The sequence below is a fragment of the Dokdonella soli genome, from assembly GCF_039523175.1.
GTDB classification, from domain to species: domain Bacteria; phylum Pseudomonadota; class Gammaproteobacteria; order Xanthomonadales; family Rhodanobacteraceae; genus Dokdonella_A; species Dokdonella_A soli.
The window spans coordinates 45,666-61,682 of record NZ_BAAAEU010000005.1; the positions used below are offsets into that span (position 1 = coordinate 45,666).

16 protein-coding genes are annotated in these 16,017 nt (G+C 62.7%); 9 read left to right on the forward strand and 7 right to left on the reverse strand.

Translation table 11 applies throughout. From position 1 onward, the window contains the following. Positions 1-2 precede the first annotated feature (2 nt). Positions 3-443, forward strand: a complete 441-nt coding sequence (locus ABD002_RS05255) for a DUF3617 domain-containing protein (protein ID WP_343787911.1) — start codon at positions 3-5, stop codon at positions 441-443. Positions 444-500: 57 nt separating this feature from the next. On the opposite strand, the gene ABD002_RS05260 is transcribed toward ABD002_RS05255, so the two are convergent. Both ABD002_RS05260 and ABD002_RS05265 read right to left on the reverse strand, forming a co-directional pair. Next, complete coding sequence (locus ABD002_RS05260) at positions 501-3,464, reverse strand: tetratricopeptide repeat protein (protein ID WP_343787913.1); 2,964 nt, start codon at positions 3,462-3,464, stop codon at positions 501-503. 2 nt (positions 3,465-3,466) lie between these two features. After that, complete coding sequence (locus ABD002_RS05265) at positions 3,467-4,108, reverse strand: ECF-type sigma factor (RefSeq protein WP_343787915.1); 642 nt, start codon at positions 4,106-4,108, stop codon at positions 3,467-3,469. Positions 4,109-4,184: 76 nt separating this feature from the next. Here ABD002_RS05265 and ABD002_RS05270 point away from each other — a divergent pair, with 76 nt between their 5' ends. After that, positions 4,185-4,490: a hypothetical protein gene (locus ABD002_RS05270; protein ID WP_343787917.1), complete on the forward strand. Its 306-nt coding sequence runs from the start codon at positions 4,185-4,187 to the stop codon at positions 4,488-4,490. 316 nt (positions 4,491-4,806) lie between these two features. Here the strand turns inward: ABD002_RS05270 and ABD002_RS05275 are convergent, their stop codons facing one another. Beyond that, entirely contained in the window at positions 4,807-7,131 is a 2,325-nt protein-coding gene (locus ABD002_RS05275) for an Ig-like domain-containing protein (RefSeq protein ID WP_343787919.1), read from the reverse strand. Positions 7,132-7,806: 675 nt separating this feature from the next. Here ABD002_RS05275 and ABD002_RS05280 point away from each other — a divergent pair. The 6 genes from ABD002_RS05280 (at position 7,807) to ABD002_RS05305 (ending at position 12,937) form a co-directional block, all read left to right on the forward strand. After that, positions 7,807-8,406, forward strand: coding sequence for a hypothetical protein (locus ABD002_RS05280; protein WP_343787921.1), 600 nt, complete (start codon positions 7,807-7,809; stop codon positions 8,404-8,406). A 75-nt stretch (positions 8,407-8,481) separates the two neighbouring features. Continuing rightward, positions 8,482-9,879: a site-specific DNA-methyltransferase gene (locus tag ABD002_RS05285; RefSeq protein WP_343787923.1), complete on the forward strand. Its 1,398-nt coding sequence runs from the start codon at positions 8,482-8,484 to the stop codon at positions 9,877-9,879. Further along, positions 9,872-10,339, forward strand: coding sequence for a DUF5681 domain-containing protein (locus ABD002_RS05290; protein ID WP_343787925.1), 468 nt, complete (start codon positions 9,872-9,874; stop codon positions 10,337-10,339). Before ABD002_RS05285 ends, ABD002_RS05290 begins: the two co-directional genes overlap by 8 nt. Next, positions 10,336-11,802, forward strand: a complete 1,467-nt coding sequence (gene terL / locus ABD002_RS05295) for a phage terminase large subunit (RefSeq protein WP_343787927.1) — start codon at positions 10,336-10,338, stop codon at positions 11,800-11,802. The genes ABD002_RS05290 and terL overlap by 4 nt, the downstream gene beginning before the upstream one ends. 456 nt (positions 11,803-12,258) lie before the next feature. Beyond that, positions 12,259-12,588, forward strand: a complete 330-nt coding sequence (locus ABD002_RS05300) for a hypothetical protein (protein ID WP_343787929.1) — start codon at positions 12,259-12,261, stop codon at positions 12,586-12,588. A 106-nt stretch (positions 12,589-12,694) separates the two neighbouring features. Then, positions 12,695-12,937 carry a hypothetical protein gene (locus ABD002_RS05305; protein WP_343787931.1) on the forward strand — a complete coding sequence of 81 codons (243 nt, stop codon included), beginning with the start codon at positions 12,695-12,697 and terminating at the stop codon, positions 12,935-12,937. A 37-nt stretch (positions 12,938-12,974) separates the two neighbouring features. Here ABD002_RS05305 and ABD002_RS05310 read toward each other — a convergent pair whose 3' ends face one another. The 4 genes from ABD002_RS05310 to ABD002_RS05325 all read right to left on the reverse strand — a co-directional run bounded on the left by ABD002_RS05310 (position 12,975) and on the right by ABD002_RS05325 (position 15,181). Further along, the gene (locus ABD002_RS05310; protein ID WP_343787933.1) at positions 12,975-13,283 is read right to left on the reverse strand and encodes a hypothetical protein; all 309 of its coding nucleotides are present in this window, start codon (positions 13,281-13,283) and stop codon (positions 12,975-12,977) included. 212 nt (positions 13,284-13,495) lie between these two features. Beyond that, the gene (locus ABD002_RS05315; protein ID WP_343787935.1) at positions 13,496-14,128 is read right to left on the reverse strand and encodes a hypothetical protein; all 633 of its coding nucleotides are present in this window, start codon (positions 14,126-14,128) and stop codon (positions 13,496-13,498) included. Positions 14,129-14,201: 73 nt separating this feature from the next. Next, entirely contained in the window at positions 14,202-14,441 is a 240-nt protein-coding gene (locus tag ABD002_RS05320) for a helix-turn-helix domain-containing protein (protein WP_343787937.1), read from the reverse strand. 479 nt (positions 14,442-14,920) lie between these two features. Next, complete coding sequence (locus ABD002_RS05325) at positions 14,921-15,181, reverse strand: hypothetical protein (RefSeq protein WP_343788061.1); 261 nt, start codon at positions 15,179-15,181, stop codon at positions 14,921-14,923. On the opposite strand from ABD002_RS05325, the gene ABD002_RS05330 reads away from it, so the two are divergent. After that, positions 15,089-16,015, forward strand: a complete 927-nt coding sequence (locus ABD002_RS05330; RefSeq protein ID WP_343788057.1) for a PP2C family protein-serine/threonine phosphatase — start codon at positions 15,089-15,091, stop codon at positions 16,013-16,015. The genes ABD002_RS05325 and ABD002_RS05330 overlap by 93 nt on opposite strands. The last annotated feature ends 2 nt before the right edge of the window (positions 16,016-16,017 follow it).

Below are 16,017 nucleotides of genomic sequence, written 5' to 3' on the forward strand. Positions count from 1 at the left end.
ACATGTCATCGACAACGTATCTCGAGCCGCTCAAGGAGAACCGTCTCATGAGAACCCATCGCACCATCGCGCTGCTCTCGGCAGCCACATTCGCCTGCGTAGTGTTGCCGGCAGGCGCAGCCGATCGCGTTCACGCGGGTCAGTGGGCCGGAACGACGACTTTTGATGGCACAGCGCGCGCCAGTTCGACCTGCATCGCGCAGAGCGACGCCAATGCGATGAATGGGGACGCCGAATCGATACGGGTATATCTGGATAAAGTCATCCCACCGACGATTTGCACGTTGAAAGATATAAAGGTGGATGGCGATCAGGTCACCTACACGTCCGTTTGCGGCGGCGTGGCGAACACGGTAGCAACGACCTATCACGGCGACAGCTTTGAATCGACCAACACCAGAGGCGCAAAGACCGAGGCGAAGCGGGTGGGCGCGTGCAAGTAGGAAGTCCTTCCTGCGTCGTTCCGCAAGTGTTGACGCGCGGCGCGACCGCGGGTCGTGTTACGTAGCAGGCAACGCCAGCAGCGCCTGGCGCACGGGACGCGTCCGCCAATGGTCGATACCGCGCACGCGTTGCAGGTCCGCAAGCGCGGAACGCAGTTCGTTGCGCGCCGACGTGAACTCCTTGCGCGCGGCAAGGCATTCGCCGTGCACCGCCAGCGCCTCGCTGTGGCGCCAGCCAGTTTTCGGGTCGTCCGGTGGCCGCAGTTCGAGTGCCTTCTTCGCGGCCGTGCAACCGGCTTCGGTATCGTGCTGCGCCAACGCGATCCGTGCTTCGGCCACCCATGCGTCCGCGAGCCGTTCGGAATTGACGGGCTTCATTGCGTTCAGTGCGTTCAGCGCGATTCCGACTTGTTCGTTTGCCGCGGGAAGATCGCCGACATCCAGTTCGCTCAACGCAAAGTCCACTTGCGCCGCAGCCACTTCCAGCGGCGGTGTTCCGGGCGCGTTCTTGCGAAGCGCCTGCGCGCGCTGGTGCTGCGCGACAGCCTCCACGGATCTGCCGGACACGTGCAGGACGACTGCGAGTTGGTCCATCGTGTAGGGGACCAGGAAAGTTTTCGCGCCGGATTGGCGGAGCCGTGCGTCGAGCACTTGGCGGATCAGGCGTTCTGATTCGACCAGATCGCCCGATTCGCGCAAGGCGACGGAAAGATTCGACTTCGAGGCCAGCGCAAATGGATGCTCGGGCTTGTCGAGTGCGACCCATACGGCAGACGCCTGGCGACAGTAGTCGGCGCTGCGGACGAACTCGTCACTGTGCCGGTACATGACACACAGGTTGTTCAGGGTGGCAGCGACATCCGGATGGTGGTCGCCGAGAAGCCGTCGTTGCGTGGCCAATGCATCGAGATACAGCGGCTCCGCCTCTTGGTAACGATTCAAGCGATCGAGCGCATTCGCGTGCACGACCAGCGCATTGGCGAGCAGCGGATGGTCGGGTGGCAGCAGGCGGCGATAGATCGCGGTCGCCTCCTCCAGCGGTGGCAGTGCTTCGGCGACATGCCCGGTCTGCATGCGGAACGAACCGAGGTTGATCAGGTTCTCGGCCACATCGAGATGGTTTTCGCCGTACAGCGTGCGAAACATCGCCAGCGCTTCTTCGGTTGATGCTGTGCCTTCGTCGAGCCTGTGCATGTCGTTGTACAGCGCGGCCAGCTCGTTGAGGTCGGCAGCGATCTGCGCGTCCGGCGCTTTCAGGTTTGTCCGCGACATGGCCAGCGCTTGTTGTAGCAGCGGCTCGGCTTTCCTGAAATCGCCCTGTCGTCGCGCGATCTCTCCTTGCAGGGCGAGGTCGCGCGCCACGATTGCGCTGCTTGCGCCGGTGCTGGCTCGATGCGTCGTCAGCGCGATGCCCGCATTCTTCTCCGCCGCGGCATAGTCGCCCTTCTCGTATTGCGCACGCGCCAGCTGCGTAAGGATGTCCGCCCTGGCGGGGTCATCAGGCGCGGTGTGTTTCAGGGCCAGCGAGCGATCGAGCAACGCGATGGCGCGATCGTACTGGCCAAGTTCCTGATAGATCGCACCCAGCACCGCAGCGAAGCGCGATCCCAGTTCGGGCTGGCCCGCGAGTTGCGCGTCCAGTCGCTGCGCGCCGGCATCGAGCACGTCGACGGCGCTGAGCTTGGCCCCGCCGGGAGCCCCTTTGGGATCGGCGACGCGGAAGGTATCGATCAGGAAACCGGTGACGGTCTCCGCCTGCCGCGCCTGCTCCCGCGCGCGTCCGGCTTCCCATAGCGCAACGACGGTGGTGGCAAACAAGCCGAGCAGGGCTAAGCTGGCAAGGGCGACGCCCAGACGATGACGCCGCAGGAACTTGCCGCTTCGATACACGACGTTGTCGCGCCGCGCCGCAATTGGCTGACCGTCCAGATAACTTCGCAGATCTTCCGCCAGCGCGTTGACGGTCGGGTAGCGCCGCTCCGGTTCGCGTTTGAGCGCGGTCAGCACGATCGTGTCCAGATCGCCGCGCAGCCGACGCGCCGACATCGGTCCATCGACGGCCGCACGTTTGCTTGGCGGCGGCGGGGCTGTGCTTTCAAGCAGCCTGCGGATTTCCTCCAGTGTCGGCGTATCTCCGAGATCATGCGGGCGTCGCGCGGTCAGCAGCTCGTACAAGATGGCGCCGAGTGCGTAGACATCGGTCGCAGTGCTGACCGGCGCGCCGCTGAGTTGTTCGGGCGACGCATACGCGGGGGTCAATGGCCTGTCCCTGAAGTCGCCGGTCTGGATGGCGCTGCCGGTCTCGCCACCGAGCAGCTTGGCGATGCCGAAGTCCAACAACTTCACCGTTCCATCCGTCGTGATCAGCACATTCGATGGCTTCAGGTCGAGATGGACGACCAGTTGGCGATGCGCAAACTGCACGGCTGAGCAGATATCCAGGAACAGGGCTATCCGTTCGTGCAGTCCGAGTTCGTGCCCTGCGGCGTAACGCAACAGCGGCAGACCCTTGACGTATTCCATCGCGAAATACGGCAAGCCGTCGGCTGCGATGCCGCCATCGAGCAGACGTGCGATACGCGGATGTTCCAAGTGCGCCAGGATCTGACGTTCGCGCAGGAAGCGCGCCTGCACAGCCTCGCTATCCATGCCGCGCTTGATCAATTTCAACGCGGCGCGCTGCTCGAACTGACCGTCCGCGCGCTCGGCCAGCCACACCACACCCATGCCGCCGCGGCCGAGTTCCTCGATCAGCCGCCACGGGCCGATGCGGTCGCCGTTGCGCAGGGCGTGGACGTCGCCGTTCTCCGCCCAATCCGCCACCACGGAGTTGCGCGCTGAATTGACACCGCGATCGAACCGATCCGCCACATCATCCGCGGCGAGAAGTGCTTCGACTTCCCCGCGAAGCTTGGCATCGGTGCCGCATCGTTGATCGAGCAGCGTGGCGCGCGCCTCGGCAGGAGTTTCGACCATCTCATCGAAGATCGCGCCGATACGCTGCCAGCGCTGCATATCCATGGTCAGTCCTGGGCTTCTTCGTGGCCGAGTCGATCCACCAGGAACGCGCGTGCCCTGCGCCAGTCGCGAAATACGGTGCGCTCAGTCACCCCTTGCAGATGCGCAATGTCGGCCATCGCCAGGCCACCGAACACATGCCATTCGACCAGTTGTCCCGCACGTCGGTCGATCTGCGTGAGACGCGTCAATGCTTCGTCCAGCGCAACCATGTCCACCATTTCCGTGGCGACGCCGATTTCCTCGCTCAGGCCAGTGATCGAGAAAGGGCCGCCGCGCTTGACACGAGAGCGGGAACGGGTGTGATCGACGAGAATCTGGCGCATGGCGCGCGCCGCGAGCGACAGGAAATGCACGCGATCATAGGACTTCGCTTCAGGCAAGACGTGCAATTTGAGATACACCTCGTGCACCAACGCCGTGGTGTCGAGCGTGACCGGGCTACCCGCTGCGCGTCGCTGGCTGCGCGCGATCCGGCGTAACTCTTGGTACACGAGCACGAACAGCGCGCCGCCAACCGGCGGTGCTGCGTCAGCATCAAGCATATCCACGATTCCCACCTGTTCGTGGCTGCCCGGCCCTGGTGGCTCCGCAGCCGGGATGCTGTCAATATAGGCCGACGGTGCAGGTCGAACAAGCAACTGCATAAATGCTGCGGACGCGCGCAGACCAACCTTTGCGCGATGGCTTGCGGCTGACCAGACCGCTGCCACGACGAAGGCAATGCTTTTTGACGAAGCAATGGACAGCCATACGCTCGCCGAATGGGTGCCTGTTCTCCAGACCAGCGCGAGACTGGATGCTCATGGGTGCGATCGGCTCATGCGGTCGTTGGTGCGCGGCAATGCAGCTGCCGGCATGTGCCAATATTTGGCGTATGGCCGCATTACCAGCGAATTGTCGGATGGCGACATCACACGTCTGCTACGTGCGATCGCGGACAAGCACGACGGATTGTTGGTCGCGCTCGACGTTCTTGCGCATGGCAGGTGCCGAGGGAGAGGCTTCTGCGAGGATGTTTCTGCGTAGGCTTCGCAAGGGTCTCGATGAACATACTTTATCGCCGTACGACTTCGAGGACGTCATCAAGGCGCTGTTCGAAGTGCAGCCGATTGCTGCCCTTGATGAGCTTGTCGGGAACGGAGCAGAAGAAAACTACATTCGGCAGCGTGACTTGGAGTCGGGGTATTGATATGCGCGCTCGCTTAAGCCGCATTTTCGCCCAACGTTGAGCCAGGTTTGCGCAATCTTCGCTGCGCGCCCCAAGCCTCAGCCGCCTCGCATCGGTGGCTCGCCGGTCTATGAAAATCTGGCTCAATCGAGCGCGCAAATCAACACGCGGACGTCAGCGCGCGGGACAGCCCGCCAGATTCGCCTCGAATCCGTAGCGGAAGATCACGTCGCCGGCCTTCAGGACCGTGAGCGCCACGGGTGACGACGCGCTGGCGCTGTAGGTGCCGTCGCCCGTGTAGTTCGCGATGAGGTGGTACACGAATGAGGTGCCGGTGCCTTGCACCATGAGCGACGGCGTCTGGCAGTTCGCGACACCCGAACTCAGCGCGGCGCTGCCGCAGAACACGGTCGTGCCGTCCTGGAACGCGACGCTACCTCCCGGATTCGATCCGCTGACGGTGGCCGTCAGCGCGATCGACTGACTTTCGACGAACGTCGTGGGACACGTGGTGGACAGCGATGTAGTCGTGCCGGTTTGCACGACTTGCGGATTCGTGGACAGCGCGCCGGCACTGCCATTGAAGTTTCCATCGCCGCCATAACTCGCGCTGATCGTGTGGCTGCCGACGGTCAGCGCCGCCGTGGCCAGGGACGCAGTCCCGCTGCCGGAAAGCGTCGCCGTGCCGATGGAAGCGGCGCCGTCCAGGAACGTGACCGTGCCCGTTGGCGTGCCGGCGCTCGGTGAAGCCGCGGTCACGGTCGCCGTCAACATGACCAACTGGCCGACGACGGACGGATTCGCGGAGGACGTCACGCTCGTCGTCGTGTTGTCCATCAACGCGCGCACCTCGACACGGGACAGCGTGAACGGCACCCACGTGTTCGCGGTGTTGCTTGGGTTGCCGAACCACAGCGCGGTCGGTCGCAGCACGCCGGGGTCGCGCGCCTGCTGCAGTTTCCGCACGCCGTCCACATAGACTTCCGTCGTGCTCGCCAGCCAGCAGTACTCCACGTCGTGCTGCGCGACGTTCGATGCGGTGCTGTAGGCGGTCGTCAGCGAACCCGCCGGGTTCTGTACCTGCACGCGGTAGTTCGAATCCTGCCAGGCATCGGCGACGTCGAGCCAGCTCGCCGCGCCATTGCTCGGCAGCGTCTGCGCGAGCGCGAGTGCGCCCGTGCCAGCGGCAGCTTGCGACGAGTTGTACGCCGCGATCCAGCGCACCGAGAAATTGCCCGAACCCGGAATCGGCGAACCTATCGAAGTGACGTATGGGAATGCGGATCCATTCGGTGCCGCGAGCGCGACCGAATTGCCCGCCACCGCAATCGTTCCGCCATTCACGGTGGCTGACCAGTGCGTCGGATCAAGGCTCGTTCCGGGGAAATTGTCCAGGAACGACACGACGTAGGTGTTCGCGCCGCTGCATTGGCTTGGAGAGGCCGCGACCGCGGACACGTTGATGGAGCTGCTGGTTCCGACGATGCTGCCATTCAAGGTGTCGGTCGCGGTGATCGTCTGCGAACCTGCGCTGTTCAAAGTCGCCGTGAAACGATAGGTGCCCTGATCTTCGGGCACATAGGTGAAGTCGGCCGGAAACGTCGCGCCAGGATCGCTGCTGGTGAAATGGACGGTACCGACGTAAGCGATGTCGGTGCCCTTGTTCCCGGACGGGTTCTTGGCGGTGACCGTGAACGTGAAGGCTGTGCCTGCCGATATCGCGGTAGGCGCGCTGACCACGTAGTTCGGATTCAGCGCCGTCCCCAGGCAGGCGTTGCGCGCGTTCGACCACAACTGCTGCACGATCCAGGATCGACCACTGACCGTGATCGTCGACCCCGGGGCACCGGAATCGCAGATATCGGCGATCTCGCCGCAGTTGTTGGTGTTGTCGCCCCAGGCTGCCGGATAGGCGTATCCAGCTTGCGTGTCGAGCCCGACGTCGGCATCGGTGACCACCTCGGCCAGCTCGTGTGCCAGCAGGCTTGTCTCGTTATCAAGCGCATTCGCGTTGCCGCCGCATCCCGTGCTGCATGCACTGGTGTTGCTGACCGTGTCCATCATCGCACCGTAGGGCAGCGCGATATTTCCACTGCCGAAAGTCGCGGTGTTGTGGTAGCCGCAGAAGCCACCGTTGGCGCAGCTGGCGCTCCCGTCGGGCGCTTTCAGATGGACGTTGGGCGGGAAATGCACCATGTAGGCGGTATTGGTATGGCCTGCGCTGTCCTGCTGCGGCTGAGGCAGAGCGCCACTTTGGATCTGGTTGATGATCTCGGTCTGGAGCTGCGCGTCGGTAACCGTGCAGCTTGAAGACAACGCGCACAGCGACGGGTTGATCGTTATGGCCGACACCGACGTACCGCGACCAATCGATTGGTTCGTTCCGCCCACGCTCGCATATTCGCTGAGCATGTCGTACCAGTTGCTGATAGCCGCATCGGAATAGAACTGCGCGATGTTCGTCCCGATCTGCACATTCACGTGGGTGCCCCAAAGCACCGGAACGACCTGCACGTTGGAGACGACCGGGCCGTTGAAATAAGAGAGATGGGGCGAATTGCACGTCGGCGTGATGGAGCTGTTCTGGAGCGTACTGGGGGCATTGCCGGCACGGTAAGGAACGATCCCATACCGCCTAGTCGAAATCTGCGAAGGAAGCAGCGGACTCGCCGCCTCGACTGCCGGTGCCGGTTCGGGCGACATCGCACGGACGCCCGGTGTGAGAAGGAAAGGCAGCAGCAACGCAGCGACGGAGCGGGCAACACGCATCACAATCCCCCTGAGGACCGTATCGGTGCGCCGCACAGTAGCAAACTATTCCATCTTTCGCGGGCATCTTTGCTGGGGGATTTGAGTAGACGGAGTATTTGGTTGGCAGCGAAGCGCTGCGCCCGCATAGCAAAGATGGGGCTATGACGTGTCGCTCTGTGCGAGCATTGCTCCATCGTCGCCTACTGCGTCGCGAGGTCGGGCTCCGTGGTTCAGAAGAAAGCGCCGAAGCGGCATCGAGCCAAACGGACGATTTCCGTTGTTCTCTTGCCGGAAGATCGGACCAAGATCGGTGTGGTGCGCGGCGGCCGTGAAGGCCGGCGAGAAAGATAAGAGTCTCCTGATAAAGTAGTCCGACGGTACTTCTCTCTTATCTGCGGCGGAGCATCATTTCGCCTCTCCTGCATGCCTTCACGCAAGCCAAGGAAACCCCGTTCCCCAGCGCCAAAGGTCCAGGTCACGCTCACCGAGCGTGAGCGGATCGAGCTGGGCATGGAACTGCTCGGGATCAAAGATGGCCCGCGCCGGACGACGATGCTCACGGATCTGACACGTCAGCTCGACGTATGGGCGTCGGAACTTGCGAACGCGAAGAACGTCCTGTTGCGATCGGATTTCATTTCGCTGGCTGCGCCGCTGGCGAAACGTGCAGGAACGTTTTCGAATGTTTTGCAGAGGGCCGACGGCCATCTCACCCTGCTCATGGAGTACCAGCGGTTCGTGAACTTCGAGGTGCTCCATTGCCAACTGCAAGGGTTTCAGGATTTCCTCGGCTGGCTTCAGCAGGAATCCTCCAAGAAGGGCGGCGAGCGGTCGTCGTACCGAAAGCAATGCAACGCTCGTTGGAAAGACGCGCTTACATCATGGTTCGATGCTCGCCATAAACCGAGTTCGGGTCAGGCAACCGAGCAACAACGCCGCCGCTTTCTGCTGATCATCCAGCGCGTCGTCGAACGCGCCGTGAAGACGTTCTCGCAGATCCCTGCGAATACGGGTAAGAAATAGCCCGTATTCGCGCGCTCCGCGGCACGCAGGCTGCGAGATTCTCCGGAAGGCGCCTATCGCGCTCTGGAGAATCCGATGAAGCCCCTAAGCGCGCGCACGCGCCCCCGTGCGATCACAAAACCGAGGGTCAGCACTCTTCAATCGACCCGTGCGCGCCTGTCATTGGCCATTGCCTATCGTTCGCCCAACGAACTGAAGCCGGACCCCGGCAATCCCCGCCAGCATTCGGCCAAACAAATCGACCAGATTGCGACCTCGATCGAGACCTTCGGTTTCAATGTCCCGATCCTGATCGACGACCAGAGCGGCGTGGTCGCCGGCCACGGTCGCCTGTCGGCTGCGATCCGGCTCGGACTGACGCAGGTACCGACGATCACGCTCGCTCACTTGACCGACGCGCAGCGCAAGGCATTTCTGATCGCGGACAACCGCTTGACCGAGATCAGTACGTGGGACGAGGCGCTGCTGCGTGAGCAGTTCCTGGAGCTATCGGCGGCGGATCTCGACTTCGACCTGACGGTCACCGGCTTCGATCTGGCCGAGATCGATCTCGCGATTCAAGGGCTCGATCCCGCTCCCGCCGGCCCGGACCCCGACGACGCACTGCCGGCGCTGCAGCCGTCGGTCACCCGTCGCGGTGATCTGTGGCTTGCCGGTGCGCATCGCGTCTACTGCGGTGATGCGCTGGATCCGGCGAGCTACGGCGTCCTGATGCCGAACGAGTGCGCATCGGTCGTGTTTACCGATCCGCCGTACAACGTGAAGGTGTCCTCGATCAGCGGTAAGGGGCGCCATCAGCACCGCGAGTTCGCCATGGCCAGCGGCGAAATGAATCGCCGCGAGTTCACCGACTTCCTGCGTCGCGCCTGCCAACTGATGGTGCAGCACAGTGGCGATGGTTCCATTCACTTCATCTGCATGGACTTCCGCCACCTACGCGAGCTGCTCGATGCTGGCGAGTCCGTCTACAGCGAGCTGAAGAACCTCTGCGTCTGGGCGAAGAACAATGGCGGCATGGGGAGCCTTTACCGCAGCCGCCACGAACTGATCTTCGTATTCAAGGCCGGTACCGCGTCGCACCAGAATCACGTCGCCCTCGGCCGCTTCGGCCGTAACCGCACCAATGTCTGGGACTACCCTACGCCGCACGCCATCGGCGGCGATGCGGACGGCGAGGGCGATCTGCTCGCCGAGCACCCGACCCCGAAGCCGGTCGCGATGATCGCTGACGCGCTGATGGACGTGTCGACCCGCGGTGACCTCGTGCTCGATCCCTTTCTCGGCAGCGGCTCGACCCTGATCGCGGCCGAGCGCGTCGGCCGTATCGCGCGCGGCATCGAACTCGATCCGCGCTACGTCGATCTCGCCTTGCGCCGCTGGATGCGCAAGGCTGGACGCTCGCCAGTCCACGCGGCCCTCCAGCTGACCTTTGATGAGGTGCGCGAACGGCGCGAGGAGGGCGGTCATGCGTAAGAAGGTTTCCGCGAGCACCGACGACACGGTCGGTTACAAGCGCCCGCCCAAAGCCACGCAGTTCAAGCCCGGCCAGTCCGGCAATCCGAAAGGTCGTCCGCGCGGCAGCTTGAACCTGTCGACCGTCCTCGATCGCGCCATGCGCGAGCGCGTCACGGTGATCGAACGGGGCAAGCCCAGGACGATCACGAAGCTGGAGGCGGCGGCCAAGCAGCTGGCCAACAAGGCGGCCTCCGGTGACTTCCGCGCGCTGCATTTGTTGCTGCCCCAGTTGCGCGTCGTCGACGACACCTTGTCGCCTGAGGCCACGACGGCGGTCGATGCCGACGACCAGGCCGTCATGGCGAACCTGATGCAGCGGTTCGCTGCGGCGGCGCCGAATCCGGAGCCGCCGCAACAAAACACCGAGATCGCTTCGCCGAGCAACCGTCGCCGCACACCCAAAGGAACTCGCCCATGAACCTGCTGACTCCCCATGAGATGGACGTCGCGCTGCGCCTTGATCTGTCGACGTTCATCCATCGCACCTTTCTGGAACTGAATCCCGGCACCCCGTATCGCCATAGCGAATACATCGACGTCATCGCCTCGAAGCTGCGTGACTGCTTCCTGGGGCGCACGCGCCGCCTGATCATCAACCTGCCACCACGGCACACCAAGTCGATCGCGGCCTCGGTGGCCTTCCCGGCCTGGGTGCTAGGGCTCAACCCCTCGGCCCGCATCATCGCCTGCAGCTATGCCCAGGATCTGGCGAACAAACACTCGATGGATACGCGTGCGGTGATGGAAAGCCCGTGGTTCAAGCGGGCGTTCCGCGCTCGCTTGTCGCGCGAGCGCAACGCCATGCAGGAATTTACAACGACCGCCAAAGGCTCGCGCCTCGCGACCTCCATTGGTGGCGTCCTGACCGGCCGGGGCGGCGATTTTCTGATCATCGACGATCCGACGAAACCGGAGGATGCGATCTCCGATGCCATGCGCAAGAAAGCCAATGAATGGTTCGACTCCACGCTGTATTCGCAGCAGAACGATCGCACGACGTCGTGCATCATTCTGATCATGCACCGCCTTCACGAGGACGATCTGACCGGCCACGTGCTGGAGCAGGAACCGTGGGAGCGGATCTCGTTCCCGGTCATCGCCGAACAGGATGAAGCGATTTCGTACGATACGCCGTTGGGTCCCCGGACCTACCGTCGCAGTTTGGGCGGCATCCTGCATCCCGACCGCGAAACCCCCGAAACGCTGGCGCAGACGCGCGCCACGATCGGCGAGTACCACTATGCCGGTCAGTATATGCAGGCACCGGCGCCGCTCGGCGGTGGTCTGGTGAAGTTGGTCTGGCTGCAGCGTTATTCCCTGGACGAGAAGCCCGCGTCGTTCGACCAGATCGTCTGCAGTTGGGACACCGCCAACAAGCCGACGGAACTGGCCGACTACAGCGCGGGCACCGTCTGGGGCGTGAAGGACGGGCATGCCTACCTGCTGCATGTGGTCCGCGAAAAAATGAACTATCCCCAGTTGAAGCGCACGGTGGCGCAGGTGGCACACGAATACCGGGCCACGACCATCCTGATCGAAGACAAGGCCGCGGGCACGCAGCTCATCCAGGAACTGCGCCAAGACGGCATCCATGGCGTGCAGGCATATGAACCGCGCGGGGACAAGCTGATGCGCTTGCATGCGCAGACCGCCACGATGGAGAGCGGGTTCGTGCACGTGCCTGAGCGCGCGCCGTGGCTCGCCGAATACCTGCATGAGCTGACGACCTTCCCCGGCAGTCGGTACGACGATCAGGTCGACTCGACCAGCCAGGCATTGGAGTGGATCAAGTGTGGCCAGAACAATCTGGGGCTGCTGTTGTACTACCGCGAGGAGAACGCGCGCAGGCGGGCAGCGCAGGGAGCCTGCCAATACGGCTAGCGATGGCGTGCACACCTGGTGGGAAGACAAAGGAGATGACTGAGAATCGGTGCGCGGGTCTATTCGAGATCGGCGCGCAGAGTGCACGCGCATCCGCTCGATCGGCGTGTAACCAGCCCTCGCGCATATCCGGATTGGGGGTTATGAGCGTCGCTACCGCGATCGAGGAGGGCATGCCCGTTGGCTGATCACCGGTCTCGCCTAGATGGCGATATTCCTACACGCCTTCGCGACGACTTGCCGCATACGTCGAGGCGGGCAGGCGCCAAAACTTTCCATAACCCATCAGCGAGTGATGTCGCAGCCAAAGGAAGTGGTCGCTCAGGGGATTTCGCAGCCGCAGCAGCGGCGCGGTGTCGGTTTCGCGTGACTTATCCCGTATGAAAAACGCGAAAGCCGCGGCGGCGCTTTCACGCCATCGACACTGACCGCCGAATTCTCAGGAAGGAGACAATCATGAGCCGTACTATCCGCGTCATGTGGAGCAATGCTTCGTCCGGGTGGAAGAACTTCAACTGGGGCGGTGTGATTGACCAAAATTCGGTCATCCACATCGCAGCCAGTGAGGGGGTCGTCGACACGGGGTCCCTCTTTGGACCCTTGGCCGCGATTTCCCGAACCCGTGGCGACGCACCGATCTATGTCAAGAATGTGCGTCCGCATGGCGACGACGGTGGCGGCGGTGGCGTCGAGTTCTATCTGCAGGTGGACTGGAATTCGCCCCTCAACGTCGTCACAGACATCACGGTAGTTGACCCGGCAGAACAAGGCGTCATTGTGGGATGACAGGTCTGGACAGACTGTGACAGATTCGCAGCGGTGGCCGGGGTGCGGGACCCCATTCCGGTCACCGCGGTGCGCTGACGATGAGCCGGCTGTGTCGCAGATGCGCATGGTGGCGCAGACCGCGATCATCGAGAACGGCTTCGTATATCTGCCCAAGGACGCGCCGTGGTTGGCTGACTACGAGCAGGAGATGGCCGAGTTTCCGCAATGCCGCCATAGCGACCAGGTCGACTCCACCTCGCAGGCGTTGCAGTGGTTTCGCGATCTCGGCAAGAACACCGGGTTGCTGGAGTACTACAGGACGGAGGTCGAGCAGATGCGCAGGGATGGGCGGCTGCCGCCGGCGTAACCGGTGCCACCAGCCGCCCTCGCAGGGCCAGGTAGGATTAGGGATCCCGCAAGGAAAGCATCTGGACGGCGCGAGCCAGGCAGTACGGAACGGCGGCTGTCATGACGGCCATCGCGGCACCCGCGGCCTGCTGCGGGGCGCTGGTGGCTGAGAACGCCGTGATGAGCATCTGAACCAGGCCGATGAGGCTGCCGATGATCGTCCCCCACCAGCAAAACTTCTCCAGCCTTCCGGCTCGGCGGCCAGCGGGAGCAGGATCGCGTGGCAGGCGCAGCTGTTGCCCCAACGCCGCCGAAGCCCGAGAGAAGTTGGCTCCGCACGCGGGGCAGGTTTCCTCCGCGGTCATGTCCGCGTTGGCCTTGGTGGCTCCACAACTGGCACATGTTCGATTCATTTTCGGTTCTCCGGTTTTCTAGGCGGCATTCGATCGCCGCGCCCGTGCTGCGGCAGCGTTGACCGTCTCGCGCTGCGTCCGTTGAGACATGAGCACGGGGTTTTTGGTCGGCCTTGATCAGTTGGCGGGCGGTGACGGACGTGTGGTGGTTCGGTCCTAGGGACTTACGAAGCGACCACGGCGCTCCGAAACAGGCGCCGCTTGGCCGATCCGAAGAAGATCGCCTCAAGTTCACGCGACGCGGCGATCTCCTCGTTGAGCAGGTGCGCCAACAGTTCCTTGAACGCCGCGATGGAATAGCCGCCGACGGCCACCGCGAAGTCCAGCGCTTCGTTGTGGTTGAAGACGCGGCCGGCGATATGCGGCTCTTCCGACATGACCAGGCCGTAGCGCAGGTAGGGGTAGACCTGTTTGTGCTTGCGCGCCTTGGTGCTGTAGGTCAGCACATCATGGGTCGTGATACGCGTCTTGAATTCAAGCACGACGCGCGGGATCACGATGCCGGCGCGCTTGGTCTCGAACACGCAAAGATCGGTCTGGAACGCAGATGTCCCGCGCCGGGGCGACTTGGGATCGACGGTCAGGCTCAGCTCGTTGTCGACGGCGATTTGATAGAGCAGAGAGGCGCTACGTTGGAGCGACAGCGGTGGCAGAAGAATGCTCTGCGCCAGTTCCAGCGCGCTGTCGACGAAGGGGCTTTCCTTAGCCATCGAGTGTCGCTCCCTCGTCGTATAAGCGGGCTCCGGATACGCGTGCCATGGTTCCCCTTGCGCATGGTCGGCGATGGCGACCGGCACCTGGGATGATCCCATAACGGGTTATTTTAGTGTAGCGATGCAGCGAGAATTCGATGTTGCGGTGCGTGGTTGACTACTCGATCGACTTGTCGATCTGGCGGAGCAGCTTGGCGGGATCGAGTCCGAGGGCGCGGACGATGCGGATGTACTCGGGAACGTCGAGGCGGCGCTCGCACCGCTCGTACTTGGAGACGAACGACTGCGGCTTCTTCAGCCGGCGGGCGAGTTCGTGCTGCGTAATGTCGGCTTCCTTCCGCGCAAGCACCATCAAGGCGATGAACGCCTGATATTGCTTCGTATGAAGGGATCGCACCGTGGCCGCGCTCGCAGTCGAAATCGCGGCGCATCATTGAAGCCAAGTCGGGTTAATCCCAGTTCGGTTTTTTAGCGATGCCGACTACAGCCAGTGTCTGAGCGCGCATCTGTGCGTCGGAGAGTTCTTACGTGTCGTCGCGCCGTCTTCTTACACACGTCACTTCACGCGAGCATCGAGAATGGGGTGCGCCGCTCGTAGGGGAGGTCTGCACAACTGAGGCTTCGGCTGGGTCAAGACGATCAGCTGGCGTACGCAAACTGCCATCTCTGGGGAGGGCTCTCTCCGCTCGTCCCGATATACTCTCTTTGTACGGGGCTCGAAAAAAAAGAGACCACTACAGATGGTGTCAGGCACGTCTCGCTAAGTATACGAATCAGGGTGGATCTTGACCCCTGCCTTCCTGGCTCGTTGACAGACCCTCTATCATCGAGTACCAGGTATTCCGAATGGCGCCCATGGAAAGCGAACCCACACCTCTACTGCTGCAAGTACAAGACTGGCTGCTTCGGCGGGTTCCAGCGTCCGGCGTCCGGCGAGTGCTGCCCGTGCTCGCGGCGCTTGGTAGCGACGTTGGCACAGTTCGCAAGGAGAATCAGGATCGGGTGGCCGTCGCCCGCGGTCGTGATGATCTCGGCAATCCCTACATAGTCGTTGCTTTGGCCGATGGGATTGGAGGTATGAGGGATGGCGCTCAATGCGCCGCGCTTGCTGTGAGTGCAGCCTTCGACGCTGTCCATCGGCTCGCGAGCTCTGGCGCGCCACCATTGGAATGGGCGGACAACGCTGTGAACAGCGCTCATAACGCCGTGCGCATGGCATACGGTGGAGCAGGCGGGACCACGCTCGTGCTCTTACTCGTAACGGAGAACAAAGGCGTCTACTGGGCAAGCGTCGGCGATAGCCGATTGTACGTGTCCACAGAGGACACGCTGGTTCAGATCTCTACGGATGACACGATCGCCGGGCAGCTCGGACGCCCTGCCGGGGCAGACATCGACCAAGGAAAGCTCCTCCAATACATTGGAATGGAAGGCCCGCTTGAGTTCGAGGTGTCCAAGTTGTTTTGCGCCCCTGACAACAACATGGCCATTTTGACGACAGATGGCGTTCATTTCTTGGCTTCTGGTTCAGACGTTATGTCCCTAGTAGTTCGGCATGCGCCAGACATTGGCGCCACTGCCCGGAGGCTGACAGAGCTAGCGCGCTGGGCAGGCGGGCCGGACAATGCGACTGTTGCAGTCGTGTCGTTCAACGTCGCCCTTTACGAATCACCTCCCGCGTACGCATGTCTCGATATATGGGACCCGTTCGGTGAAATTCGCATGCCGCTAATCGTCCGCGAGAATCAACGAGTCGTCGCAAGGGGCGCTGTTTCCAAGAGGCCGCAGACTGCAAGGAACGAAGCACCAACAGAGGACTTAGTCGCGGCGGAGCAGCCTGTGGCCGCGGATGAAAAGGTCCCGTCTAAGACAAAGGGCGGGAAAGGTAAGGAAAGGAAGCGTAAGCCGCGAGCACAGCGTGGCGGATCGGTCCCCCAAGTCCAGCTAGAGTTCTCCAACAAGAAGAGCTGACG